This window comes from Vulcanisaeta sp. JCM 14467 (assembly GCF_001316245.1).
In the GTDB taxonomy this organism is placed as follows: domain Archaea; phylum Thermoproteota; class Thermoprotei; order Thermoproteales; family Thermocladiaceae; genus Vulcanisaeta.
Genome location: NZ_BBDM01000002.1, coordinates 164,360 through 188,311, shown reverse-complemented (window position 1 = coordinate 188,311; position 23,952 = coordinate 164,360). Strand labels below are relative to the sequence as shown.

Annotated in this window: 33 protein-coding genes; 21 read left to right on the top strand and 12 right to left on the bottom strand. The window is 45.6% G+C overall.

The window, feature by feature from the left end; all coding sequences use genetic code 11:
• Positions 1 to 26 precede the first annotated feature (26 nt).
• The 12 genes from JCM14467_RS03090 to JCM14467_RS15295 all read left to right on the top strand — a co-directional run bounded on the left by JCM14467_RS03090 (position 27) and on the right by JCM14467_RS15295 (position 8,622).
• A complete protein-coding gene (locus JCM14467_RS03090; RefSeq protein WP_054849112.1) occupies positions 27 to 1,232 on the top strand; it encodes a hypothetical protein in 1,206 nt (401 codons plus the stop codon).
• Between the two features lie 39 nt (positions 1,233 to 1,271).
• Positions 1,272 to 1,517 (top strand): hypothetical protein, encoded by a 246-nt coding sequence (locus JCM14467_RS03085; protein ID WP_054849111.1) that lies wholly within the window; start codon positions 1,272 to 1,274, stop codon positions 1,515 to 1,517.
• An 11-nt stretch (positions 1,518 to 1,528) separates the two neighbouring features.
• On the top strand, positions 1,529 to 3,340 hold the full coding sequence (locus tag JCM14467_RS03080; protein ID WP_054849110.1) for a hypothetical protein: 1,812 nt from the start codon (positions 1,529 to 1,531) through the stop codon (positions 3,338 to 3,340).
• Positions 3,341 to 3,347: 7 nt separating this feature from the next.
• A complete protein-coding gene (locus JCM14467_RS15310; protein WP_252900542.1) occupies positions 3,348 to 3,806 on the top strand; it encodes a hypothetical protein in 459 nt (152 codons plus the stop codon).
• Complete coding sequence (locus JCM14467_RS03075) at positions 3,794 to 5,566, top strand: hypothetical protein (protein WP_054849109.1); 1,773 nt, start codon at positions 3,794 to 3,796, stop codon at positions 5,564 to 5,566. The genes JCM14467_RS15310 and JCM14467_RS03075 overlap by 13 nt, the downstream gene beginning before the upstream one ends.
• Before the next feature lie 31 nt (positions 5,567 to 5,597).
• Positions 5,598 to 6,341 carry an archaellin/type IV pilin N-terminal domain-containing protein gene (locus JCM14467_RS03070; RefSeq protein ID WP_054849108.1) on the top strand — a complete coding sequence of 248 codons (744 nt, stop codon included), beginning with the start codon at positions 5,598 to 5,600 and terminating at the stop codon, positions 6,339 to 6,341.
• A 4-nt stretch (positions 6,342 to 6,345) separates the two neighbouring features.
• The gene (locus JCM14467_RS15305) at positions 6,346 to 6,894 is read left to right on the top strand and encodes a hypothetical protein (RefSeq protein WP_252900541.1); all 549 of its coding nucleotides are present in this window, start codon (positions 6,346 to 6,348) and stop codon (positions 6,892 to 6,894) included.
• Positions 6,895 to 7,032: 138 nt separating this feature from the next.
• On the top strand, positions 7,033 to 7,209 hold the full coding sequence (locus JCM14467_RS03060) for a hypothetical protein (RefSeq protein WP_252900540.1): 177 nt from the start codon (positions 7,033 to 7,035) through the stop codon (positions 7,207 to 7,209).
• 52 nt (positions 7,210 to 7,261) lie between these two features.
• Positions 7,262 to 7,795 carry a hypothetical protein gene (locus JCM14467_RS03055; RefSeq protein WP_252900539.1) on the top strand — a complete coding sequence of 178 codons (534 nt, stop codon included), beginning with the start codon at positions 7,262 to 7,264 and terminating at the stop codon, positions 7,793 to 7,795.
• A gap of 10 nt (positions 7,796 to 7,805) precedes the next feature.
• Complete coding sequence (locus JCM14467_RS03050; RefSeq protein ID WP_252900538.1) at positions 7,806 to 8,222, top strand: nucleotidyltransferase domain-containing protein; 417 nt, start codon at positions 7,806 to 7,808, stop codon at positions 8,220 to 8,222.
• Positions 8,210 to 8,422, top strand: a complete 213-nt coding sequence (locus JCM14467_RS15300; RefSeq protein ID WP_252900537.1) for a hypothetical protein — start codon at positions 8,210 to 8,212, stop codon at positions 8,420 to 8,422. The genes JCM14467_RS03050 and JCM14467_RS15300 overlap by 13 nt, the downstream gene beginning before the upstream one ends.
• On the top strand, positions 8,422 to 8,622 hold the full coding sequence (locus JCM14467_RS15295) for a HepT-like ribonuclease domain-containing protein (RefSeq protein ID WP_252900536.1): 201 nt from the start codon (positions 8,422 to 8,424) through the stop codon (positions 8,620 to 8,622). Before JCM14467_RS15300 ends, JCM14467_RS15295 begins: the two co-directional genes overlap by 1 nt.
• On the opposite strand, the gene JCM14467_RS03040 is transcribed toward JCM14467_RS15295, so the two are convergent.
• Positions 8,619 to 10,091 (bottom strand): ATP-binding protein, encoded by a 1,473-nt coding sequence (locus JCM14467_RS03040; protein ID WP_054849105.1) that lies wholly within the window; start codon positions 10,089 to 10,091, stop codon positions 8,619 to 8,621. The genes JCM14467_RS15295 and JCM14467_RS03040 overlap by 4 nt on opposite strands.
• Before the next feature lie 109 nt (positions 10,092 to 10,200).
• Between JCM14467_RS03040 and JCM14467_RS03035 the strand changes: the two genes are divergently transcribed.
• Complete coding sequence (locus JCM14467_RS03035) at positions 10,201 to 10,665, top strand: orotidine 5'-phosphate decarboxylase / HUMPS family protein (protein ID WP_054849104.1); 465 nt, start codon at positions 10,201 to 10,203, stop codon at positions 10,663 to 10,665.
• The gene (locus JCM14467_RS03030) at positions 10,638 to 10,865 is read left to right on the top strand and encodes a hypothetical protein (protein WP_054849103.1); all 228 of its coding nucleotides are present in this window, start codon (positions 10,638 to 10,640) and stop codon (positions 10,863 to 10,865) included. The genes JCM14467_RS03035 and JCM14467_RS03030 overlap by 28 nt, the downstream gene beginning before the upstream one ends.
• On the opposite strand, the gene JCM14467_RS03025 is transcribed toward JCM14467_RS03030, so the two are convergent.
• From JCM14467_RS03025 to JCM14467_RS03005, 5 genes are all read right to left on the bottom strand, one after another.
• Positions 10,862 to 11,377: an Lrp/AsnC family transcriptional regulator gene (locus JCM14467_RS03025; protein ID WP_054849102.1), complete on the bottom strand. Its 516-nt coding sequence runs from the start codon at positions 11,375 to 11,377 to the stop codon at positions 10,862 to 10,864. The two genes, JCM14467_RS03030 and JCM14467_RS03025, sit on opposite strands and share 4 nt — an antisense overlap.
• Before the next feature lie 92 nt (positions 11,378 to 11,469).
• Positions 11,470 to 11,796: a 4Fe-4S dicluster domain-containing protein gene (locus tag JCM14467_RS03020; protein WP_054849101.1), complete on the bottom strand. Its 327-nt coding sequence runs from the start codon at positions 11,794 to 11,796 to the stop codon at positions 11,470 to 11,472.
• A gap of 101 nt (positions 11,797 to 11,897) precedes the next feature.
• Positions 11,898 to 12,611 (bottom strand): TatD family hydrolase, encoded by a 714-nt coding sequence (locus tag JCM14467_RS03015; protein ID WP_054849100.1) that lies wholly within the window; start codon positions 12,609 to 12,611, stop codon positions 11,898 to 11,900.
• 32 nt (positions 12,612 to 12,643) lie between these two features.
• Positions 12,644 to 13,096 carry a 30S ribosomal protein S17 gene (locus JCM14467_RS03010; protein ID WP_252900535.1) on the bottom strand — a complete coding sequence of 151 codons (453 nt, stop codon included), beginning with the start codon at positions 13,094 to 13,096 and terminating at the stop codon, positions 12,644 to 12,646.
• 109 nt (positions 13,097 to 13,205) lie between these two features.
• The gene (locus JCM14467_RS03005) at positions 13,206 to 13,394 is read right to left on the bottom strand and encodes a hypothetical protein (protein ID WP_054849099.1); all 189 of its coding nucleotides are present in this window, start codon (positions 13,392 to 13,394) and stop codon (positions 13,206 to 13,208) included.
• Positions 13,395 to 13,760: 366 nt separating this feature from the next.
• Here JCM14467_RS03005 and JCM14467_RS03000 point away from each other — a divergent pair, with 366 nt between their 5' ends.
• The gene (locus JCM14467_RS03000; RefSeq protein WP_054849098.1) at positions 13,761 to 14,468 is read left to right on the top strand and encodes a hypothetical protein; all 708 of its coding nucleotides are present in this window, start codon (positions 13,761 to 13,763) and stop codon (positions 14,466 to 14,468) included.
• Here the strand turns inward: JCM14467_RS03000 and JCM14467_RS15290 are convergent.
• Positions 14,443 to 14,910: a hypothetical protein gene (locus tag JCM14467_RS15290; RefSeq protein WP_252900534.1), complete on the bottom strand. Its 468-nt coding sequence runs from the start codon at positions 14,908 to 14,910 to the stop codon at positions 14,443 to 14,445. The two genes, JCM14467_RS03000 and JCM14467_RS15290, sit on opposite strands and share 26 nt — an antisense overlap.
• A gap of 226 nt (positions 14,911 to 15,136) precedes the next feature.
• Here JCM14467_RS15290 and JCM14467_RS15285 point away from each other — a divergent pair, with 226 nt between their 5' ends.
• The 3 genes from JCM14467_RS15285 to JCM14467_RS02990 all read left to right on the top strand — a co-directional run bounded on the left by JCM14467_RS15285 (position 15,137) and on the right by JCM14467_RS02990 (position 17,121).
• On the top strand, positions 15,137 to 15,277 hold the full coding sequence (locus JCM14467_RS15285; protein ID WP_252900533.1) for a hypothetical protein: 141 nt from the start codon (positions 15,137 to 15,139) through the stop codon (positions 15,275 to 15,277).
• 497 nt (positions 15,278 to 15,774) lie between these two features.
• Positions 15,775 to 16,701 (top strand): PLP-dependent cysteine synthase family protein, encoded by a 927-nt coding sequence (locus JCM14467_RS02995; RefSeq protein WP_342765448.1) that lies wholly within the window; start codon positions 15,775 to 15,777, stop codon positions 16,699 to 16,701.
• A gap of 186 nt (positions 16,702 to 16,887) precedes the next feature.
• On the top strand, positions 16,888 to 17,121 hold the full coding sequence (locus JCM14467_RS02990; protein WP_054849097.1) for a hypothetical protein: 234 nt from the start codon (positions 16,888 to 16,890) through the stop codon (positions 17,119 to 17,121).
• Between the two features lie 4 nt (positions 17,122 to 17,125).
• Here the strand turns inward: JCM14467_RS02990 and JCM14467_RS02985 are convergent, their stop codons facing one another.
• Together JCM14467_RS02985 and JCM14467_RS02980 are read right to left on the bottom strand one after the other, a co-directional pair.
• Entirely contained in the window at positions 17,126 to 18,511 is a 1,386-nt protein-coding gene (locus tag JCM14467_RS02985; RefSeq protein ID WP_054849096.1) for an acetyl ornithine aminotransferase family protein, read from the bottom strand.
• Positions 18,512 to 18,605: 94 nt separating this feature from the next.
• Complete coding sequence (locus JCM14467_RS02980; protein ID WP_054849095.1) at positions 18,606 to 19,538, bottom strand: hypothetical protein; 933 nt, start codon at positions 19,536 to 19,538, stop codon at positions 18,606 to 18,608.
• Between the two features lie 110 nt (positions 19,539 to 19,648).
• On the opposite strand from JCM14467_RS02980, the gene JCM14467_RS02975 reads away from it, so the two are divergent.
• From JCM14467_RS02975 to JCM14467_RS02965, 3 genes are all read left to right on the top strand, one after another.
• Positions 19,649 to 19,981: a hypothetical protein gene (locus JCM14467_RS02975; RefSeq protein ID WP_054849094.1), complete on the top strand. Its 333-nt coding sequence runs from the start codon at positions 19,649 to 19,651 to the stop codon at positions 19,979 to 19,981.
• 130 nt (positions 19,982 to 20,111) lie between these two features.
• The gene (locus tag JCM14467_RS02970; RefSeq protein WP_252900531.1) at positions 20,112 to 20,552 is read left to right on the top strand and encodes a hypothetical protein; all 441 of its coding nucleotides are present in this window, start codon (positions 20,112 to 20,114) and stop codon (positions 20,550 to 20,552) included.
• Positions 20,549 to 21,163 (top strand): hypothetical protein, encoded by a 615-nt coding sequence (locus tag JCM14467_RS02965; RefSeq protein ID WP_054849092.1) that lies wholly within the window; start codon positions 20,549 to 20,551, stop codon positions 21,161 to 21,163. The genes JCM14467_RS02970 and JCM14467_RS02965 overlap by 4 nt, the downstream gene beginning before the upstream one ends.
• On the opposite strand, the gene JCM14467_RS02960 is transcribed toward JCM14467_RS02965, so the two are convergent.
• The 3 genes from JCM14467_RS02960 to JCM14467_RS15280 all read right to left on the bottom strand — a co-directional run bounded on the left by JCM14467_RS02960 (position 21,144) and on the right by JCM14467_RS15280 (position 23,835).
• Positions 21,144 to 22,418, bottom strand: coding sequence for a cytochrome ubiquinol oxidase subunit I (locus JCM14467_RS02960; protein WP_054849196.1), 1,275 nt, complete (start codon positions 22,416 to 22,418; stop codon positions 21,144 to 21,146). The genes JCM14467_RS02965 and JCM14467_RS02960 overlap by 20 nt on opposite strands.
• A 102-nt stretch (positions 22,419 to 22,520) precedes the next feature.
• The gene (locus JCM14467_RS02955; RefSeq protein WP_252900614.1) at positions 22,521 to 23,465 is read right to left on the bottom strand and encodes a cytochrome ubiquinol oxidase subunit I; all 945 of its coding nucleotides are present in this window, start codon (positions 23,463 to 23,465) and stop codon (positions 22,521 to 22,523) included.
• Between the two features lie 40 nt (positions 23,466 to 23,505).
• A complete protein-coding gene (locus JCM14467_RS15280; protein WP_252900530.1) occupies positions 23,506 to 23,835 on the bottom strand; it encodes a cytochrome ubiquinol oxidase subunit I in 330 nt (109 codons plus the stop codon).
• Between the last annotated feature and the right edge of the window lie 117 nt (positions 23,836 to 23,952).

Sequence of the window (23,952 nt, the reverse complement as noted above, 5' to 3'; positions counted from 1 at the left end):
AAACTTAACATTCAATTTTACTATTAATGCTCAATTCTAAATCAAGGGCCAGGGGACAGACCAGCGCGGTTGAGGTGGCCCTGATAATGCCGGTTATCATAATAGCAATAATCATATTCGTAGCCCTTGCACCAAATTACTCATACTCGGCTGGCTCCGAAGTCAATATCTTCCAACTAAACGCCATGGCCCAGTCATTGCTTCAATACATAGTCTCAAACCCAGGAAACCCGCCAGACTGGGGCCTAAACGTGAGCCAGTTATCAGCCTTCGGCCTAGCATTACCAAACCAACCATACCACCTAGACCCATTCAAGGTCATGGCCCTCACCTACTGGGACTACGCAAGCGGGCTCGGCCCAACACCAGTTGGCGTGTGCACCACGAGTCAAATCAACGGCGTTGGCTTCCAACAATTCCTAACCCAGTACGGGATTAGCCAGGTCTCTCTAACCGGCTCCTGGCTATTCATACCCAGTTCCTACACACCTTGGATGCTTAACTACACCCTAGTCAAGCAATTACTCGGCCTCGGTAGGGACTACGAGTTCACACTCGTGATAACCCCAGTATTAAACATAACGGCAAGCCTACAGGGCTTTAACCTGGTTGTGAGGGTCACGAATTATAGGGATGGCACCCCAGTGGGTGGTGCAGAGGTCTCGGTGCAGTACTACATGGTTGACCAGGGCAGTAACGACCTGGCCTGCCAGTACGGCATACTAACCCCATGTACCCCTGCACAACCCGGCACCCAACTACCGCCAGCCAACTCATTTAGCGTCATATCCACAAGCCCACTCCTGATAGAGGGTAGTGAAGTTGGCTACACGAACTCAAGCGGTGTCGCCGTCCTAACCCTACCAATCGCTTTCGACCAGGATAATTCCTACTTTATAATAATCAGGGCTAGTATTGGCGGGCTTGCGGACTACGCCTACTACCAATACCCAAACGTCACAACACCACTACTACTTGTTGGCGTAATACCATTCATAAACGAGAGAGGTTACAACTCAATAGTCTTCACGGACCCACACCTATTCACCAACTGCCTACTTGGCACTAGTATTGCGCCCAACCCAGGCTCCACGGCCCTTGGCCTCAGGATTATTGCCGTGTACAAGAGTATCTACGGCTACACATTCGAGAGTATTAACTTCACCCTCAACCCAGGCAGGGGCGCCCACTCATACCCCGTACCATGCACCTACCTACAGGCTCGGGGCTAGTAACTACGCCGCTGCTACTGGAACCTACCAAGTACGCCAATGCTCATTATCATAAATGTTGTTAGGAACTCACAGGGGCAGGCTGGGAGTGTGCCCCTCGCCCAGACCTTGATTGTGCCCTACGGCCTATACCCAGACTACCTAATGAATAATAGGCCAATAGTGTTTGGTGAATCTATTAAGGATGTCCCGGTGGGTACGGCAACGGCACTCGTCTATATAGGCGACTCAGCTACTACGCAACGCTATACCTGTACTATGGCGGTAACCAATTCGGCCCAATGAGGTGATGAGGCATGGCAGGTCTCGGTAAAAGGGGTCAGGGACTACTAATCATTGCGGTACTCCTCGTCCTCCTCGTACTCGTGATAGCCTTTATATACAGGGAATTCACAATGACACCAGCCTACATCTACCAGAGGAGCATCTACTACGCCCTTAAGTACGACCCACAGGTAATCGTTGAACAATTGATACAGGTTATGAACACCGTAGTGGCCAACTACGCCATTAACTACAGCCAATTCCTAATGAACGAGGGGGTCACCCTATACCTGCATGCATTAACCTCAATGCCAGTACCCTACTCACTATCCAACGTAATCGACACTCAACTAAAGCTAATGATTGAAAGCCTATACACACCAACAGGGCTTGTGGTGCCCGAGAGTAGTCTCAACCCTCACGTGACGATCGTGACCGGGTTCTACGGAGCCCTCAGCGTGCCAGGTATAAGGTATATCTACTCAGGCGGTAACATATCATTAATATACGTAGGCGCCAACCAAACCTACGACCTACCAAGCCTAGGAATACAACACCTAACACTAGACTCCTCCATAAACCTAACAGCAGCAATAGCACCAAGCGGCACCTGCAACATAAGCCCAAACTACATGACATACACAACAACGCTGCAGTGCGTATTCAACTTCACAAACAACACCTACACATGCACAGGCCCAGGCATATACTCCACGGGAAAAGCCAACAACCTATGGGCACCTTACTATAGGGCATATAAGAATAATTACGAGAAGTGGCTGAATGGCACCGGTTGGGTGGCCTCCTCAGGGCCGTACTCACTTGTATTTACGTACCCAGTCGATGAGTTAATGGGGCAAAGCGGCTTCGCAATATCCGCAACCTTCAACGTAACCCAATCACCAAACAACTACCTCGTGGGCATAAACTTCCTAACACCAACACCACCAACCAGCGGCACAGGCAATAATGGATACACGGTTTATGTCGTGCCATCAAGCTCAAAATACAGTTCCAATACTGGTCCTACGACTATAAACATAACAATTGTAGTAACACCACCTACCTCATTCAATCTATTTGATAACAGCGATAGCAATACCGGGATTATTGGAACTGCCACAATGTATATCTATGTTAATGGTAAACCCATAACTAGCTCATCTAACATCAATGTTTATTACAACGGTAAATCTATAAATGTAAACAAATTACCTTATAGCTCTACCGTTTATTTACCTAACTTCCATAAAATACTAAATACAATATTTGGCAATAACGCATACATGCTGAGTGGCTATAACCAAAGTAATAAGGTATATATTGGCTCCTGGGTAGCACTACTGCTCAGTAATGCCGCAGTAATAAACGCGTCAATAAAGTACTTCAACAGCTACCAACTACCTACGAACATACCAATCGAGGTATCCATAAACAACCAACCAGCCCTCGGAACAACACTAAGTGGGCTAGCCGTAACACCCACACTAGGCGCAACAAGCTTTAGCCTAAACTACACCGTGTGCAACATAACAAGCAACGCAGTGGTATTCAACGTACAAATGCCCTGGCCACCCACGGGATACCCAACAACGCAGTACCTAATCCTCGTGAACTACAGCAACGTAGTACTCGTACTAAACCCATGGGCTCAGCCGCAGAACTCCCTAATACAGCACGGGTACTCCGCCACGTCATTAATACCGTACATGACCTACATATATAATGAGTCAAATGGTGAGCTACTGGTTAATACGTACTTCATAAACCTCGGTATACCAACCCTACTCTCCATATACGGCTCAAACACGCTTATACGTAACGAATATAATCAACGGCTATGATTATGTAGTGTTGGGCTTAGTAAAGCCGATACAATTATTGAATATTCTCAAGGTAAGCAACACATTCCCATCTCATACATTCTCAATATTCACCTTCAACGAAACACTGTACAACCTAGCCACAGGCTACACTGTGATTAGTCAAGTCATTCCACAGTCACAAGCATCCATAACAGGTTTTGGCAATACTGCTATATGTCCATACCCATATGTATTTTATAATTGGGTCACGGAGTATGAGCACTTCCCCAATCAGACACTACCCTACACGTATGTCTACAACACAATACTTAATTGTAACTATAACTCTTACAGGAATTACAACCTATACTATATATACAAAAATGGGCAACTACAGTACTACAACTATACTCAATTACAATACTATTACTACCATTGTTATCCTTACTACTATTATTATCCCTCTCAATATCCACCTCAAGACCTACCATCATGTCAAGGGTGATAATCATGCCCAACCTACACGTTAGATCCATTCACGGACAGGCTAGGATTCTTGAGGCCATTGCGGCGACAATAATTGTGCTCGTCCTGGCAGCCCTATTGCCGGTAATCTTCCATTCACCAACAACCACACTGAGGAGCCAAGTTCAGACAAGCATGGAGTGGTATACATATGACACATTACTTACGGCCATTAATAATCCGCAGTTCACATACTATGTGCAGCATAATGATTGGAGTGACCTGCAGTCACTGCTTGACACTATAATAGGCCCGCAGTATGATTGGTACATTGCAGTGGTTCCCTATGATAAGGTGGTTATTGTGACCTCAGTATTGCGTGGCGGTAATTATGCCCTAATACCGATGCGTGTGATACCGAGCATTTACTACGCACCACCCATTGGCATGCCAGTACCGCTTACGAGTACTAACACGTCAATGCTATCAATAAACGTCTACACACTAAACCTAATACTCGGCAATGATTATCAAATAAATACCACCCTCCCACTCTCGAATGTAGCCTTCATACAATGCACAAACCCACTCGAGACCAACATAACCCAGTGCATCGAGAGCGGCAGTGTCAGGATGCTCAGTTGGTGGCTTGAGTACTTCGACCCACGTACTGGTGTTGCGGTTGTTTGGATTAATGCTACTGGCAAAATCTATATGCTAGTGTCCAATGGCAGTACGCCATTCAACGTGATGAAAAACACATATTGCCAGTACCCATACTGTTACCCGATTGGTGGCATTAATAACTTCATGTACTCCACACTAGACGCGCCATATAATAATGAGCCCCAATTCATGAATTACTATACACAACAATTACTGGGCCAGTACCAATGCTACTCCGCCAGTAATGGCATGTATAGCGGCAGTGATTACCTAGTTGAGATAAAGACGAGCGGTGGAACCGCGTCTGGACAGGGCCTGAATGCCCCAACTACGTCTAGTTGTACCCTACCGGTGAGTATCGGTGATAATATGGGTGGAGTTAATGCCTACTTAATTGGTCAGGTATTAACGTCAATACCTGGTACAACATTTACGCTGGGCTTTAGTGACGTGAATGTGGAATTGAGTGTATGTTTCGTTAATGGTACATGCATAAACAATTACACTGGATCCATTGCGGGTGCTACATTCCCAATAGATGTCGGTAATATCTACGTAACTGAAGCCTTCGGAAGTAATCATGAGCGCCTAATATTAAGTATTGATGGTAATGCCGTAAATAGCACGACACTGCCCAGTTACTACTATGTGTACCTACTCACACTGTCATTATCGTTTAACCCAGCAAAGTGTGGAATAAACATTAACGCGACTATCTACGATCTAGTGGCAATGAGCAGCAGCTCCAACTCAACCTTCTACAACCTAACTAAGTATAACGGGCTCAACTGCAGTGAATTAATGTCAACCCCCAACATAACAGGTATTGACCTAGTTCTATCCCCGGGTAACTTACTACTAGAGCAGAGCACATCCTCTAATCCCAACCCGATTAATGGCTATATCTACGTATATAATGCAACGACCATAATCTACGACCTATGGGTAACGCCAACACCAACCACGACATACTACATGCCCATAGTCACATCATACAACTTCGAACTAATCGATAAGTACAACGTAGTACCACCGCAATACAGGGAGAGATTTCCCATAAGTGGTTTAGCGCCAACGGCATCGGCATATGCGTTATACAATTACCAAACGGTACTTACTATCTCGTTTATTTAGGCTTAATGAGTGTGACTAGTGGGTGATGGGTATGTCCAGGGGCTTAAGTGAGGTTGTTGGTGTGGTCATAATAATGGGTGTGGTTATTGCGCTAGCATTTATCTTCTACGTAGTTGCCGGAATAAACTTTAGTAAGGCATCAGCAAGCGTATCCATTTCCCAAGTCGAGACCCTATTCGAGAATATAGCCACAGACCTCAACACGGCATTGGTCAATCCAGCGCCGGCTAGCGTGCTTAGTTACCCAGTGTTCATGACGAATTACGGCACATACGGTGTGATACCCTCATTCTGTAGCCTGTCCATTAATGGGGCGGTAATCTACAGCAGTGGTAGTGTCGTATTTGGCATACCGCCGAGTTACGGATCAATGCCCAGTGGGTACATTAACGTACTCCTAGGCAATAGCAACCTGGTCGTAGTGAATGAGTCAAGCAGCTTATTTAACGTGGTACTATATGGTGCAGTTAATGCATCGGGGACTTACTATGGTGAGTTTCTGGCGCTTTACCCAAGGGTTGCCGTGTTTACGTTAGACAATGGTCAGTATGAGTTGTTGGTTCCCTTATTTATTACGAAGTTTAAGTCTAGCTTAAGTAACTTGCTTGTGTTTAACGTGACATACCCATACTCAATTAATTACAATTACTATAGTCCTGGGACCTACGTCATAAACTACACCTGTGGTGTCGGTAATGAGTTACTTAGTAGTGGGGTTGTCATTAATGGAAAAATTGAAATACTCCCGATATACATATATGTGTATTATGGGTGATTGAATGAGGTGCATAACAGGACCTACTAAGTCACGTTGGATGTTCGGACAGAGCGATATATTAAGTACTGTTATTCTAATTGTAACCATCCTAATACTTAGCGCCGTTTTTCTCACATTCTCAATGATTCAGTTCAGTAATGAGGCAGCTCAATCATCTATTCAGTACGTGGCTTCTTTCCTCACCAATGTTGCTGATGACATAGATGCATTCATGTTCACGCCAGGCGCCGTACTCACGTACAAACTACCCAACACGAACTACGGCATATACAACTTCGTCGACTCAACGAATGCCCAATGTAACATAACAATCATGATACCGGGCGAATTAAAGATTACCGAGACATCGGGTGAATTAATATATGGTGTACCGCCGAACTACTTCTCACTACCGCTAGGGCCTCAAATCGTGTGGAGAGGCTCGGCGCTCAATGGGACACCCACATCCTCGCCTAATGACCTCTCCTTAATTGTCAGTTACGGAAAAAAATGTCTTAATGGGTACCTCAATGGCCATTCTACAACTCGGTTATGGCGAGCTCGACGGTAATTATTACGGCACCTACTTGGTAATGGTACCTAGGGTCATGGTAGTGAACGGCACTGGGCTGATGGTGTTGGTTATGTCTACATCCCATTGCTCACCTCAATTAGTTCCCAGGGAAGGAGCAAGTTAGTGATTAATATAATGAACATTAGTACCCAATCCATTGTTTTCAACGGTAAATCAAATGGTGAATTAGAGGTTAATGAGACTTGCTACCTCGGTAATGGCATCGTATTAAGAAAGCCCACTTACCCTGTCACTGTCGTTGGTAATACTGTCTACATAGTCATTATCCAAATCGGTGTTGGCTTTGGGTGATGGGCATGGACATCCTAGCCTTCATAATAATGACCGTGGCCCTATTAGCCTGGTGATAGCCTTCACTTGGTATATGGATTACTACACATCAATGAACCTACTCAACACGGCAAACTACGTGCGCTCCCTAGTATCTTCAGCGCTTAAGCATGAGTTTGAGACTGCCATATCCATAGCCTCCTTCAATAACGTAGTTGGGACATTCAGCTTCACGCTGATGCTACCCACATCATCATTTTCAACCCAGGGATTAGCTATCAACTACAATATAACGTTGTATCCATACCAGGAGAGGGGGTCCAACGTTATAGAGTTAATGGCGAACATCACAGTCATGGCGAGCATAGGCCCAATAACGAGGACCACAAGCACGACCATATTACTCTACTCATCAGCCCAGCCATATAATATTACGGCATACTACTGCTACAATTCGACGACGCATCAAATGACAACGGTTAACTTAGTTAATTCAATGTGGGTCGGGTCGAGAGTACCAAACCCACCGCCGACGTGTATTTGGAATAACACTAATATTCAATTAGGCTATGCAGTAATAAGTATAAATAAGGGTTATCAGGGATAAATTTACAATCATGGATATAGACATTAATGAATTAAGGGCGTTTCCCTGGAAGGACTACGGCATCATCTTCGCAATACTCTTCGGCTCAAGGGCCTGGGGTAGGGTTGTTAAGGGTGATTGGGATATAGCCGTTTGGTTAACTGACGCTGATAAGTATGTTGACCTCCAATACGCCCTGTCCAGGTTTCTCCACGTTCGTGAGGAGTACATAGACCTCGTACTACTTAATAATTATGAGTACCTACCCTGCTCATTAATAATCGACGCACTTGGCAAGGGTAAGGTCATCTATTACAGGGACCTAGACGAGTACCTAGACATTAAGTTGAGGATCCTAAAGCCCTGCTTCGACTTCATGATTGATGCTGAGAAGCTTGACCTACTAAGGACGCAGATAAATGCGGTGATTGGGAGATGGGAGCGATAGAGCGATTGCTCAAGCTCCTCCTCCACTATACGGCACTGCTGGATAACTTAAACGTCAATGATCTGGATGATGTGTATAAATATCTATCTGCCGTATATTTACTCCAGGTTCAGGCCCAGTCATTGATCGACATTATGGCTAGGGCGGCCTCGGCCCTGGGTCTCGAGGTTGAGGGTTACGTGGATGCTGGTAATAAGTAATGAGTATGGGCATATTGAGTAGTGAGGAGTTTGGTAGGTATAGGTCTATTGTTAGGTTTAGGAATGTCGTGGTTCATCAATACGGTGTTGTGGATATTAACGTAATCCGTAGGATAATCAGCAATAGGGAGTATAGGGATGTTGCCAGGCTCGGTATTAAGGTTGTTGAGGAGTTACGTAGGCGTGGGATTGATTGTTAGGCGTCCCTAACCCTGATGAGTATTGGCTTCCTAAGCGGATTCATAAGACCAGCCACGAAGAACTCCCTAGTACCCAACTGGGCCAGCGTGGCCTCACTAACGTCGGCGAGGTCCATGTATGCCGCTATCTCCCTGAGGTCACCCTGGGCGCTCAACCTGCTGAAGAATACCGTACCCAGGTTAGCCCTGACGTTAGCCCTAACATCCCTGGCAATCCTCTGACTAGCCACGATTAAGGACAAGCCCCACTTACGACCCTCCCTAGCCGTGGTCTCAATGACGTCTCCGCATATCGTCCACTCATTCTCCGGCACGTAGTTCTGAGCCTCATCAATCACGAAGACCAGGTCCAGCGGTGACTTACTGGCCTTAACGAGCTTCCAAGCCGCGTCTATAGTGTCGGCAACTATTGCTTGCTTAACCACGAGCTCTGGGTCTAGGCTTAAGTCAATGACTATTAAGTTCGACTTCAACGCCCTATTCACGATATCCATTGGCGATAAGGTTCTCTTATTGAGTTCCTCGAAGAATTCACCCTCTATGAAGTAGTCAATGAAAAGCCTAGCCTTCTCAACCGTCGAGTCCCTGGCACCTAACCCCCTCATGCTATCCACAAGGTGTTTAGTAAACAATGCCTTATCCCACTTAATGGCTTGGCTACCTTGGGAACCTGGCTGCGTATCGATTAGTTGGGATGATTGTTGTCTCCTTACCTTCTTATCGCCCGTGACGTACGTTATTACCGCAACCTCCAGGTACTCACCGAAGGTCTGCCAATTAAGCCTTGCCTTCTCGGCGATTACAGAGGCTATTGTGGGTGGTGATATTGAGATCTCCTTAGATGTTATGACCCTATCCCTGAAGTGCGGCGCATAATCCACGCCGCTGTGGTCAAAGACGACTACGTGCTTCCCAACCCTAATCAACTCCTCAATTAAGGCCTTAACAAGCCTCGACTTACCAACGCCAGTAGCCCCAAAGACACCAACGTGCTGGTTAACGAAGCTCGCATCTAGGCTAATGGGCCAACCACTGTACTTATGACTACCAACGTGTATTGGCAGGTTTGACTTAACGTAATCATTGAGGAACTTGCCATCCCTGATCACAAAGACCTTGGAGCCTGGTGTTGGCACGTGCCTAACCTCGAGCACTGATTTAGTGCTGGGCTTTAGGGCTGCGTAGAGCCTGACCACGGCTGAGGTGAAGGGCATGAGTATCGTCTGGTCAAGGACCTCGGGCCTATCCACAAAGGGTGACCTAACCCTATCCCTAATGAGGGGCTCGAGCTTCGTGACATTCCTAACAACGCCAAGCAGCAACTCATCCTCAAGCGAGGGGTCATGAATTATGACTAATTGCTCCTCAAGGGCAAGGTTTTCAGCCTTCTTATAGAATTGAATCGGTACTAAGCCGACAGATGCGCCGCTCGTTGTAATCCCAACTTCAATGCAGCACCTATCAAGCATTCACTAGTTACTCTCAGGAGGGCTTATAAATAACTAATGATGAGTGATAGGGTTATGCGTTATTTTAGCGATAATTTTAAAATAAATCACCACTATAACTGCATCAATAATGATACGAAAAAGCACCGGGCTTATCCTGGCATTTGACGTTGAGTGGGACGTTAAGAGGTCGGTAACTTTCCTGAGTAGTATTAGTGATTTAGTTGATGCTGTTAAGATTGGTTGGTATCAATTATTGAATATTGGCCCCCAGGGTATTAAGGAATTGATAAGGAGTGTGAATAAGTATTTCCTGGCCGACTTCAAGCTTGGCGATGTTTCGCATATCAATGAGTATGTGATTAAGAAGGCCCATGAGTTGGGTATTAACGGAGTAATAATGCATGCCGTGACTGGCGGGGAAAACCTGGTTACTCCCGTAAACATTGCACGAGAGCTTGGCGTTGATGTGTATTTGCTAATTTCCATGAGCTCGGGTGGTGAGTTGTACGATAAAAGCTTGATTATAACATATTGCTTGGCATGGATCTTGGCGTTAGTGGGTTCGTGGTTCCCGCGACGAAACCAAGTATAATAAGGCAGGTTAGGTCAGTAGTTGGTGGTAAGTACCAATTATTGTCGCCGGGTGTTGGTGCTCAGGGTGGTAAGCCTGGGTGTGCGATTGCCAGTGGGGCTGATTTTGAGATTGTTGGTAGGTCAATAATTAATAGTGAATCACCGAGGGAGACCGCCATTAATATTGTGAGAGCGATTAAGAATCCCAGTGATTGTTAGTCTGGTAGGACCTTGTCAATTGGTAGTAACCTATCCCTCCAATCGGATACTAATTCGAGCACTAGCATGGTCTCCGTCTGGGCAATGTCTGGGTGTGTTGGCAGGTAATTAATTAGGAAGTAACTCAATTGCCTAAGGTCCTTGGCCCAAACCTTAAGTAGAAGATCGTAATGACCGGTTATTACGTATGCCTCCTCAATCCAGGGAAGCCTAGGGTCAGTATCGCTATCCTTTAGTATTTTCTCGACGAGGATTACCTGGGCTGACTTACCACCGCTTGGCGCGCTCCTCCTGACGCTAATAAGTACGAACGCCAGAAGTGAGAAGCCAACCTTAAGCGGGTCTATGACAGCCCTATACGATGTTATTACCTTATCACCCTCAAGCCTAGCCAACCTGGTTGCCACCGTCGTCCTTGGTCGATTGAGGATCTCAGCCAACTTACTCAATTGCAACCTACCGTCTTTCTGGATCTCCCTCAATATCTCTTTATCCAGTTTATCCATTATCATTAAGTCAGGCTTAGAAATAGTCTGTTTTAATCTTTCTATCGCAAGGAAAAAAACAATCAGTTTAAATATTTAATTAAACAAAAGGCAATGCCTTACGCAGGTGCCCAGGCGATCTTATACTTAGCCTTCCAGTCTTCGAATTCCTTCTTTTCAGCATCGCTTAGTGGTTTGCTGAATCTGTACCAGTTGGCCTTGCCCTTGGCTGAGTCTGGTGCCTCGCTCGTCTTCCATATGCAGTTCACTGGGCATACTGGTACGCAGCTGAAGTCGTCCTTGCACTGGTCCCATATTAACCTAGCCTTACCATTCTCATCAAGCTCCAACGCCTGATATGGGCACACGCTCACGCAAGCACCACAACCGATGCAGATGTCCTGGTCAACAACCACCTTCTGGAATGGGCCTGTTTTCTCTGCCATACGGAGTTAAGTCACTAATTGGGGTCTTAATAACTATTACTATTGATACTGCACGTACGTAGCTATGAACATAGGGTATCAATATATAAATAGGTTAAGTACTACAGGTTGAAAAGCCTAGAGAAGTTATTGCCAACAGTATCCCACAAGTCCTCAACACTAACACCCTTTATCTCAGCCACAATATTCGCAGCCTCCCTAACCATCGGAGGCTCAAGCGTTACTCCCCTATACTCATACGGACCATCACTCTCCAGAAGTATCATGCCCAGCGGCGCCTCCCTAGCCACAGCCCTCGACTTCTCCTGAATCTTAATCGCGGCATTAATCGATATGTAGTAGCCATAATCCCTAAACTCCTGGATCAGGTTAAGTGGGCCCGTGTACCAATGAAATAGTACCCTATCGACATCAGCTCTCCTAACAATCTCAAGGACATCTCTCCAGGCATCCGGTGCGTGAATATTGAGTGGTAAGTCATAGTCCCTCGCCCAGTTTACGAATGTTTGAAAGAACTCAACCTGCCTATTGAAGGTCTGCGGTACAAACCTCCTATCAAGACCAACCTCACCAATGCACCTGGCCTCAGACAACAACTTCTCCACCTGCCTAAGTTCATCAAGGTTGACCTTATCCACATTCCAGGGATGAATGCCTACGCAGGGTATGATACTCTCATAATTATCCGCAAGGTCGATAGTCCTCTTAGATGATGGATAGTCATCGGAGACTGCTGCCATGATTATTTCCTTAGTGAACTCAGCAATCCTACTATCTAAGAACTCGTGCAAATGAGTATGCGCATCGAATAGCATTGAGGGTATTAGGAATTGGATTATTATAAAGATTATTGTGTTTGTTCAGCCCTAAGAACCTGGGACTTAACCTCAGTAACATCCTCCCTCCTACCAATAACCACATGCCTAATGGTCTTAGCCAAGGGTCTCGTCTCACTAATATACACTATATCGCCAGGCTTAACATCAATGCACGGTGGAACCCTAACATGCATCTTCTTCCTCCTCCTATCATACCTCTTATACTTAGGGTCGTAGTGAAGCCACTCATGAATAACGGTGGCAGTCCTACCATGAACACTCTCAACAGTTACCGTGAACACCTGACCCCTGACACTCAAGTGCCCATGCCATGGGCACTCAGGGTCATTACAGACCTTCTTGGGCGGTAATAGCCATGGAACTCCCACATGCCTAACCCTAACAAACTCACCATTAGGCAGCTGAACCTTCTCACCAGGCCTAGGCCTCTCCGGAAGCTCCTTAACGACAACCTCAACCATCAAGCCATGGGTTGGCAACCCCTTTAAAAACAATTCTGTCCCAGTACCGCGGCCGCCCCCTGTAGGTGCCAAACGCCTTATGGCTTTAGCCATTTCCTCTTTTTTCTTATCATCCCTCGCTTTTTATACTTCCTACACAACACCTCAATGACATTCCTCTTAGCATCTTCGTATTTTTGATAATGTACATTGGTATTCTGACGAGTAAGTACTTGCTCCTCTTCACGCCCATGCAGAACCTATTCCTCCTCAATAGTCCTATGCCGAACCCGCCAAGCCCATCAAGAGCTTTGGACATATCAATACTGAATCCCCAACTTGATTAATAAGGCACTGCTCATGCCTCAAGATGAGATGAGGTTTTAAGGAGGAGTACCGAGGCCTGCACTCACATGGACGTTAAGGTCACTAGGCAGGTAAGGGCACTGAGCGGCGACCTACTCAAGCGAGGTACCGCATGACCTACATCATAATGAGTGAGGGCCGAAAACAGTCAAGGTTAGGTACGCATGCGGTGATGAGACTGGTGAGAGGGAAGTAATGCTGAGCAGGGTAATGAGGTACGTGGTTGATTTGCCAACGGGTGTTGCATTCAACGCCCGAGACCCAGCATCAAACTCATGTGGTGGTAATCCTTTAAAGTGGGAACCGCTGTATTAGGTTGATGGGTCGTGGTTTTGTTGTTGCTGCCGTTGTGGTTGTTGCGCTTGCGGTTGGGCTTTACCTCTGGCTACACCCACAACCCACCACCCAATACATGAGACTCAACTCAAACTACGCATTCATTCTTTACAACGGCAACAACCAAGGAACACTATACTACGTGGGACCACACGGTAATTTACATGATTTAGGAACATTTAATTTAGAAATGAGGCAGGACTTCACACAGGCATTAAATGTTCCTCTACAATTCAATCAAAATGTTGTACCACAACATTCGAGCTATGAACCACTGGACCAGGTCATAGTAATATATAACCCAAATGGAGTTGTATTACCAGTAGCTAATAATAATACAATATTATTAAATAAATTAGATCCAGAAAGTTATACTGATTTTGTTGTACCACAAAATTATTTAGATAAATTTATGACAGCAGTAGGTACAGGAAATTATAAAGCAATGGTTGTAAGCGCTTATGGAGCAAATTATTTACAATATCATAACCCACAAGTATTGAAATTAGTATTGGAAACTATGGATTTACAACATTATTCACCACAATATGCAGACTTTATTGGAAGATATATAATAGAAACAAATAACGGTACATTAATACCATATGGATTTTTAGGTAGTACTAATGTATTGTCTTATGGCAATAACCTTTCACTTACAAATGTTAATACTTTCTATAATGGTGGCTAATTTTTTTCAGGGTACTGTTTTTTTCATATGGAACTCCAAATGTTACAATAATCCAATCTAAATACATAAATCCGTCTCCTCCCCCAGATCCTGCAGATATAAATAGATATGGTTGTCCTTGATAATATTGTGTATCCGCTGATAAATAGTCAATTCCTATGTTTCTATAGAATTCTTGATATCCAAATGTTCCATTAATAAATCCTGGACCTAAACTTTCTGGCGAGAAGGATGGATATTTATTCAATGCTTCATGTTCTTCAGCAACAAATGCAGTTTGGTATGCATTTTTATAACTTTCTGCTATGTATGTTGTTGGAGGTTCTGGTATTATTGCATTCGCACTTGTACAACCCAAACCAAACCACCCACAACCCCATTTATATTGTTCCTTAGGCAATGCATGATTATAAATATTCCCATTAACAAGGGAAATAGACACCTAAATCATTCGAATTTTGTTGATCATGGGGCAAACCAATAATAAGCATAAAACACACCAAAGTACTTATAACCTGGATTACCTTGTTGATCCGATGGGGAAAATGGCGTGTAATTACTTGGTGATTGAGCACTACCGCTTGATACGCCTGCATGCCTGGGGAGTACTTTAGGTGAATGCTTACACAGTGGGTGTTGCATACGTTAATCATTAGGTATTACCTTTGGTGGTCGGTTCCTCCTCCTCCGGGCCCTTCGGCTCGGGTTTTGGTTTGTCGTGGCCTGGTGGTGTTGAGGTAGCTGGTGATGGTGTGGTTGTGCGCTGGTTCAGTGGCGCTAAGCCAATAATCGGCATGTCTAAGGGTTAAAACCAGGCTGAGGAAGCTAACCATGGCGTGGGTCATAAGACTAAATAACGTGGAAAGTACGTAAGCACTGAATCAAAATAACACCACATTACAGCCACTACTTCGATTGCTAATAACAAAGGTATGGGCTTCCTGAAAGCGAAATTGAGAATTCACGGAGTGGCACATCGTTCGTAATTCACGAACGTAAATCCCGTAAGCCACGCGATGCACGGTCTCGAGAATTCATAACACACGCAAACGTAAGTGTTTGAAGTGGAATTTGCTGAGGTTAAGTTCTAGGTTATAGGGCTGGGTGGACGCAATAATCTTTATAATAATCTAATTCCTACATTAAATAGTCCCAGAGAGGGCCTGTGCGGCCCCCGATGAATGTGGACGGACGAACCGCGGGGATTACGAACATCCCTCCTCATAATCAATAACCCATTCCTCAACAATGAATTCTGGAATAATCCTTATTAAGTCCCTGCATGCTCAATGCCTTGGTATGATGGGTGTTGGTATTTGCAGGGAATAATAAAGACAATGTTTTCCATAGTGTGTCAGACTTCATAAGCAACTTCTACCCAACACCACTGGTAAGGCTTGACTGCTTCGGCGATGTTTGGGTGAAGCTGGAGTTCTTCAATCCGCTCAGTAGGAGTATTAAGGATAGGACTGTGCAATTCTTACTACGTAAGTATTTAAACGGTGACTTACATGGCCGTTACGTATTTGAAGCCTCCTCAGGCAATGTAGCGATCTCTCTGGCTGCTCTGGCGAATATTTACGGCTTTAGGTACAGGGCATACGTCACTAAGTACCTACCGGAGACTACCGAGGTAATCCTTAGGGTTTTGGGTGCTGAGGTTGTTAAGGTTGATAGGGATAGGATTGATGAGGAGTTTTGGCGTTGGGTTGGCAGGGAGGCTGAGAGGAGTGGTGCTATTAACCTTAATCAATTTGAGAACCTTAACAATCCCATGGGTCATTACGACGTGACTGGTGAGGAAATCGTTAGGCAGTTCAGGAGTGTTGGTAAGGTGCCGAGGGTCCTAGTGGCCGGTGTGGGTACTGGTGGTCACATAACTGGTATTGCCAGGAGGCTTAGGGATGAGTTTGGTGATGTTTACGTGGTTGGTGTTGAGCCCGCGGCGGGTAGCGCAATACCTGGCATAAAGAGGCTTGAGGCTGGTACCAGGTGGGTTCATGAGGTTGTTGATGAGGTGGTAGACGTGACTCTTGAGGAGGCTGTTAGGGGCGTTATTGCCGTGGCGAGGAGTACAGGCTTACTCGTGGGGCTTAGTAGTGGTGCTGTGTTTCAAGCCTTTCTCAGGGTTAGGGAGAGACTTGGTGACGTTACTTACCTGCTAATCTTCCCAGATGACATCTTTAAGTACATAGATATCATCAGTAATTTCTGTTATGAATTATGTAAGTAAGTCATGTATTCATAGTAATCAGTCGTCATAGTCAATGGTTATTTAGGAGTTTGCCTTATTCGAGTGGTGATATTAATGGTAATGAGGATCCATAACGTGGATTCTACGTAAGTTCAGTGAAAGTTTCAGTGTACTCTTTAAATAAAAACCTGATAGGACTTTTTAACCTGTACACGTATACGTGATATGATGACTGGCAGGTATAAAGTCCTCGTGAACAGGAAGATGGGTAGAATCCTAGTTAGTGGTAAGCCTGAGGACCTTGCCCTAATTGAGGAGGGTTGGAGGGTGGTTTATGAGGATAATGACTGGAGGAATGCCTTTGAGTATGCCAGGAATTACGCCGATAAGCATGATTACGTGCTGGAGTGGTACCTTGAGGAGGAAAAGGAGGTTTTGAAGGATGCACTGATTAATTAGGCCCTTACTTAACGCGTTCCCTATCAACCTTCTTAATAACATCAATTAATATGTCCACGGCCTTCTCGGCAAGTTCCATGGGTATGTTTAGCGGCGGTGCAATCCTAATCGTTGACTTACCGGCACTTATCACGGCAACACCTCTCTTAAAGGACTCGTAGAGCACCTGCTCAATCTCCTTGGTTGCGTACTCCTTAGTTTTCTTGCTCTTAACAAGCTCAACCCCTATCATTAGCCCGAGCCCACGCACATCACCTATCAACTCGACCCTATCCATCTCCTCCATGAACCTCTTCTTGATGTACTCACCAACCCTCTGGGCGTTGACCATTAGGTCCTCATCATTTATTATGTTGATCACCTCAATACCAGCCGCTAAAGCCACTGGGTTACCGCCGAAGGTATTTGCGTGGGATCCTCTCGGCAAGTCCATTACGCCAGCCCTACCAACAATAGCACCCAATGGCAGCCCAGCAGCTATCGCCTTGGCCATGGTTATTATGTCCGGCTCAACACCCCAATGCTCAATTGCGAACCACTTACCAGTCCTGCCAAAGCCTGCCTGTACCTCATCATCAACGAGTAGTATTCCGTACTTATCAGCGATCTTCCTAAGGCCTGGGAAGAAGTTCCTCGGTGGTACCACGTAACCGCCCTCGCCCTGTATTGGTTCAAAGAATATTGCCGAAACTTCACTCGGGTCAACCATCTTACCGAATATCCAATCCTCCAGGTAACCAAGGACAGCCTCACCACACTCCTCCTCCGTTAGGTTCTTCCCGAATGGGCACCTGTATGGGTATGGGTAGGGTATGTGTATTACGTTGGGTAGCATTGGGTTGAAGCCGAACCTCTGTATTGGCTTGCTGGCTGTCAGCGCCATAGAGCCGTAAGTCCTGCCATGGAATGCGCCTAGGAAGGCTATTATGTATGGTCTCTGATTCCTGAAGTGTCCGCGGGTGATCTTCATGGCCCCCTCTATGGACTCCGTGCCCGAGTTTGTGTAGAATACCCTCTTATCACCGCTTATTGGGACTATGTCCTTGAGCATTGATGCGTGCTTAACGATTAATTCATAGTAGAAGTCGGTCATGCTGTAGTGCGTGAATAACTCGGCCTGCCGCTTAATAGCCTCCACAACCCGTGGATGGCTATGCCCGACATTCATCACGGCAATACCAGCGTTGAAGTCAATGTATAGGTTGCCATCAACATCCTCAACAACCGGCCCATAGCCTCGCCGAATAACCAGTGGGTACCACCGTCCGAAGGACTGCATTATTAGTGATTCGTCCATCTTTATTATCTCCTGGGCCTTTGGACCAGGTGGTTCAACAACTATTTTAGGAACGCTGCTTGGGTCTATTGGCCAGTACCACTTGGGTGGCATCGCATAGTGGGATTTACCTAGTTAATAAATTCTTCTCTATAGGCTCCCGTCATCAATAATGAAGTAAATAAGTTATATTTAATAGTAACAGAATTTATTTAGTCACTAATAATTTAAGACCGGCCACGGTTGGCGTGACTATGGCTCTACCATCACTTAGGTACCTAATTTTAACCAGGTTCATGTTTGATAGCTTAATTAACTCCTTAATAACGTCATTCCTAGTCACCGCGGTCGATTGAGTTATCATGTCTATTAACGATGCCATTGTCGTGAAGCCTAGCTCATTAACAGTCCTAAGAATCTCCAGGTCAACATCATTCAGTACCTCCCTGCCTAGCTCGAAATTATTCCTCACAACGCTTAATCCAAGCCTCGTCATCAATACTTCGGAACCCACGCCACCGCTCACCTTAATTAATTTACCGAATATTTCCTGGGGTATTGAGGTCGAGGTTATGACTAATTCGTCGAATATGCCGAGATCACGTGGTAAGTGATTAGTCACAACATAGATATTACCGAGACCCCTCACCTCCTGCAATGAGTCCTTAATCTCATCAGTAAAGTCGGTCGCTAGTATTGCAGAGCCCTTAATACCGTTGGACGCGTAGTAAGCCAGTACGACGGTGGTTACCAGGGATTTGATTGGTTCGATGAGTGGAGTATTTATGCAGCCCCTGCCTGGTGGCCTCCATACGTTGAGCATGTTCATTAGCTTCATGAAGTAGTAAAGCCTTGATGCATTATAGTCCTGGTAAGTCTCGATTATATAGTTCACGGCCTCATGAAGCCTTGACGAATTAGTAAATGAATCAATCAATAGCCTTAGGTCATCATCCCTAAGGTCGAGTATCCTGCCCCACATTATTGCGAGCCTAGCTACAATCCCTGGGCTTAAATCCACGTCTATACCAACGTCATTGCCATTACCTGGGCAGAGCATGGTTATTACCCAATCATTGCTCGGCAGTACATTATGGATTAAGTAATCAAGCCCCAACGATCCATGAATCAATATTAGCATTGCGTTGCTTGTTTCGATTTCGTGATAGAAAAGATTATTGATTAAAATAACGTGGTGGATCGACGGTGAGGAATTTTTAAATTAGTAATCAATACGGAGATTCGACGTTAATGAGGAGGGGCATAAGGTCGATGGCGATCTTAGCATCATTACTGACCCTACTGAGTAGTTTTACGTATAACATCGCCATCACGAGGAAAATACCAACGGCAGGCCTTGGCTTACTATCACTATTAAATGCAACAATAGGGTTCTCAGTTCTACCAACGGCACTGATAAGCTTTGCCTACCCAAGGTTGACGGCTAGGGATAATGGATTAAATATGATGGCTGCAATAAACGTGTCATCAATCTTCTACCTTGTGACGCTGGTCCTAACCGTAGCCTACCTAGCGGGTGTTTGGTCTAAGATGGGCCTTACGCCTGGCTGGTCCTCATCATAGCCGTGCTCTCGGAGATAACGTCATACCTCCAGTCCATAACGAACTCAGTATTAATGGTTAAGGATAGGGTAGGTTCGTTATAACGTCCATTATTCAATCAATTACTAAGTTCGTTGCCATACCAGTGATAATGGTCCTTGGATGGACCATAGAGGTTATTCTGTGGTCAACATTCTTCATAGTGTTTATTCCATCACTATATGCCTTCATATATTCACTGAGGTATAATGTTCATGTTTATGATACACGTAGATACCTGAGGGAGGTCCTTAGCGCGTCCTGGGTACCATTAATGGGTTATGCCATTAATTCCTTCAGGTCCCTCGATGCCATGTTCATAGGGCTCTTCGGCTATGCCCAGCTTGGTATTTGGTACGTGATCTTCATACTCAGCAAGCCCTTCGGTTATAGTGGTACCCTCGTCAATGTAACCTACGGGGAACTCCTTGAACGTGGGAGGTTGGGGATAATCTATAGGGATTTCTTAATCGTACTCTTAATAACCACGTACGTGGCATTGGCGCTGGCGTTCTTTCCCGGGGTTTACGTAAACTCATTAGGCCGAGCATGAAGGATGAGATCGGTTTATTGGTGTTACCTGTAGTTATCCTTGCCATAAATAGTGTTCTGGGTAATGTTAATCAATTCATTAGTAATGTAATGCAGGGTATTGATAAGAGGGATATTGAGAATGCCCGTGAAATAAGACCTGGTGTTTATCTAAGGAGTCTTATCCTACATACTCACCTAGCCGAACTTGCATTCACCATTGTTTACTTATCAACAATGATACCACTAATCCTACTATTCAAAGGCTTGGGATTTGTATATTATGCCGTAATTGGCGCATTGGTGTCCTCATTACTCGCTAACATAGTCGCGTTGAGTTTTAGGTTCGTTAAGCTTGGTAATCTTAAATCATTATTTAATGGCAGGGCGTTAATACTGGATTATGCATTACCATCATTATTATCAATAATCGTTTTATCGCTCATTGTACGTACAGTGAGGTTCACGCTTTACCCGAGTATTATCATTTCGCTGATCCAGGTAATTATTGTCTCGTTAATAACCCTAGTCATTTATTTCGGTATTACAGTGGCTGTGTCGAGGAATGTGAGGAATCTAATTATTATTTTAATAAGGAGGATAGTGGGTACTATTACTGCTTCTCAACCCTGAGTCCAGGTGGGACCCACTTCCAGGAGAGGGCAGCGTAAATCACGTAGAGCAGCAATGCGTTGAAGAAGGCAAATACCACGAGACTTCCATAGATTAACCCAGGCTGGGCAGCCACAAGTTGCAGAAGGGCGTTTAGCTCAGGCGTTAGTAGTGTGGAGACTTTTAGGGTATTAGCCACATTGAGCGTGAACTGAAGGCCGTAGGCCTTAACGAGAACCGGCACTGCAGGCAACGGCGGTACTATTGCGTAGGGTAGGTGCGCCAAGCCATTCATTACCTCAGCACTAACCATTAGGAGTAACACCAACACGAACTTTAACGCGGAGATTGGCCTGTTGATGAACTTGAAGGATAGGGTTATGAGTATGAATAATAATAGGCCTAGGGCTATGTCCATGTAAAAGATGCTGGTCAGTATCATTGTTGGTTGGTAAACGGCGTGGAGCGCCGGTGGTAAGTATGTAGGTGGTTTTCCGAATATTGACCAGGCAACGGTTGGTGAGTATAGGTAGACCTCGTATAGGTAGAGCGCGGCGAATATGGCGTAGAGCACGCCGAATATTAGGCTTATCCAGTTGCTGATCCTATAGCCCGTGATCCTGTACTCACTCTTGTCAACAGCGTACCTCCAGCCAAATATTGAGTTTATGAGTATGCCGGACATGGCAATGGCCCCAAAGAGCGTGGCTAGGAACAGCGGTGCATATGTTGGGTTTAGGAATACCTCACCCCAGTTAATGCCTAGTGTGAAGCCGACTATGGATGTGCTGCTCTTAAATACCTCGACGCCGGCTGGGTAGTTTATGAAGGCGAAGACGAGCCTAAACATGGCTGGTATGACCGTTAGGGCAATGGCCATCCCATAGCCAATGGCTACGTGCTTCATTGGGCTAATCCTACCGAAGCCCCTGTAGTAGAAGCCTATGAATGGTAGGGCTATGGCGACGCCGAACACTATGGCGATTCCCCAAACGGGCCATAGTAGGGCTCCGGCTATGTTCGTGAATATCGGCAGTAACCCGGCTAGGAAGACCGTTATTATCGTGCCGAATAACCCGCCAATGGCGTATACCGTGATTAGGTAGTTGGCCATGTTATGGGCTAGGTCGATATATACCTGTTTATTACGCTTATAACCAATGAACTCAAGCGTTGGTAATATCCAGCCAAGACCAAGCACTGTGTAGACCAAGGGTAGGTGTACAGAGAAGGCCCAGGCAATCAAGCCCACCGTTATGTCTATTGCTGAGACCATGCCCACCACCTCAGTACTCAACCGTCCTTACTTCTGTCTCCTCATGCCTAGGTGCCCTCTTTAGGTATAGGTAAACCATGTAAACAGCTAGCGACGGCATGGCTATCTCAACAATGAGCACAAGCACCGCAAGCCAAACTGGGAAGTAAAGCGTTGGATTAAGCAAGCCACCGGTCCAACAGGCACGCCAGTGATTATTGGCGGGCCACCGCTTGGGTTTGGATCTGCCTGAACCAATATAAATGGATACCTACCAGACTCGGCAGCAACGGCACCCCCAATTGACGCGAAGGCTGCAAAGAAGGGCATTAAGTAAACACCACTCCTCTCAAAGAAGTTAGCCAAGGTCTTAGCCCAGCCAAAGCGACCGAAGAAGCCCGGGAATAGGTACCAAAGCGATAATGCACCACTCCAGACGCCGAGCAATATGCCGAATATGACCATGAAGACCCAGTAGAAGACAAACACAAAGGCTGGTGGCCTCTCATACGCCGGCCAGCTGAAATAACCCCAGAAGGCATGGTTGAACGTGCCATAGGCCAGGAAGCTAGTTAACGGATCAACCCTGAGGCCGCTCCAGAACATGCCCTCGAGAGCCGCCAACTTAAGTGGGTCATCCTGCAGTACAAGCTCGCCCTGGAGATGCCCAAGTACGAAGCCCTGTATTGCTGTTAATATAGCCACGGTTGGTACCAGGATCTTAAGCATCATGAGTCTCTCAGGCTTCCTATCACGTATGTAGAAGTATAGGTATATGGCGGCTATTATCGACCAGGTCAGTATGACCACAGCCAATATGCCGTGGAATATGAAGACATTGGCACCCCACCAAAACATATTCCACGCATCAGTTGGCGAAGCCCACTTAACGACGTAATCCGTCAAGCCAACCACATTCTGCCCAGTGGCTTGGTATAGGTTTACCACCTCGAGACCTGGCGGTCTCATGCTAAGTGATGCCATGACTGCCAATATGTTATAGGCGCTGTAATAGCCCCCAAATGCTGCAGCAATACCTATTATCCAATGGAGAACCTGGTTCTTAATTTTATTCCATGTGAATACATAGAGCGGTAGTATTATTACCTCAGTTAAAAAACGCGAATAGCTCTAGGTAGAAGGGCAGTACAATTGCCTCACCAATAAGGGAGATGAAGTTACTCCACAGAGTGACCAGGCCAAACTCAACCAGCGTGCCAAAGGCAGCACCCACACCGAAGAATATTGTCGATATTACCGAGAAGGTCCTAGCCGTATTATACCAAAACGGGCTGCGACTCCTTATGTATAGGTATTCAGCAACCACGGCCAGTAGTATTGTGCCTAGGAAGCTTGACGCCATTGCTAGGTGGGCCAAGACACCGACCGCAGTCACAACCCTAACATCAGTTGGTGCCCCAAGTATGGGTTGGTTCACCATCAAAGGAAATATTGAATTATTCGGAAATTTATATAGCGACGCGGCATATCATTTCGCGTAAATAGACATATGTATGTTCATTAAAAATATCAGCATTTAATCATAAACATATAA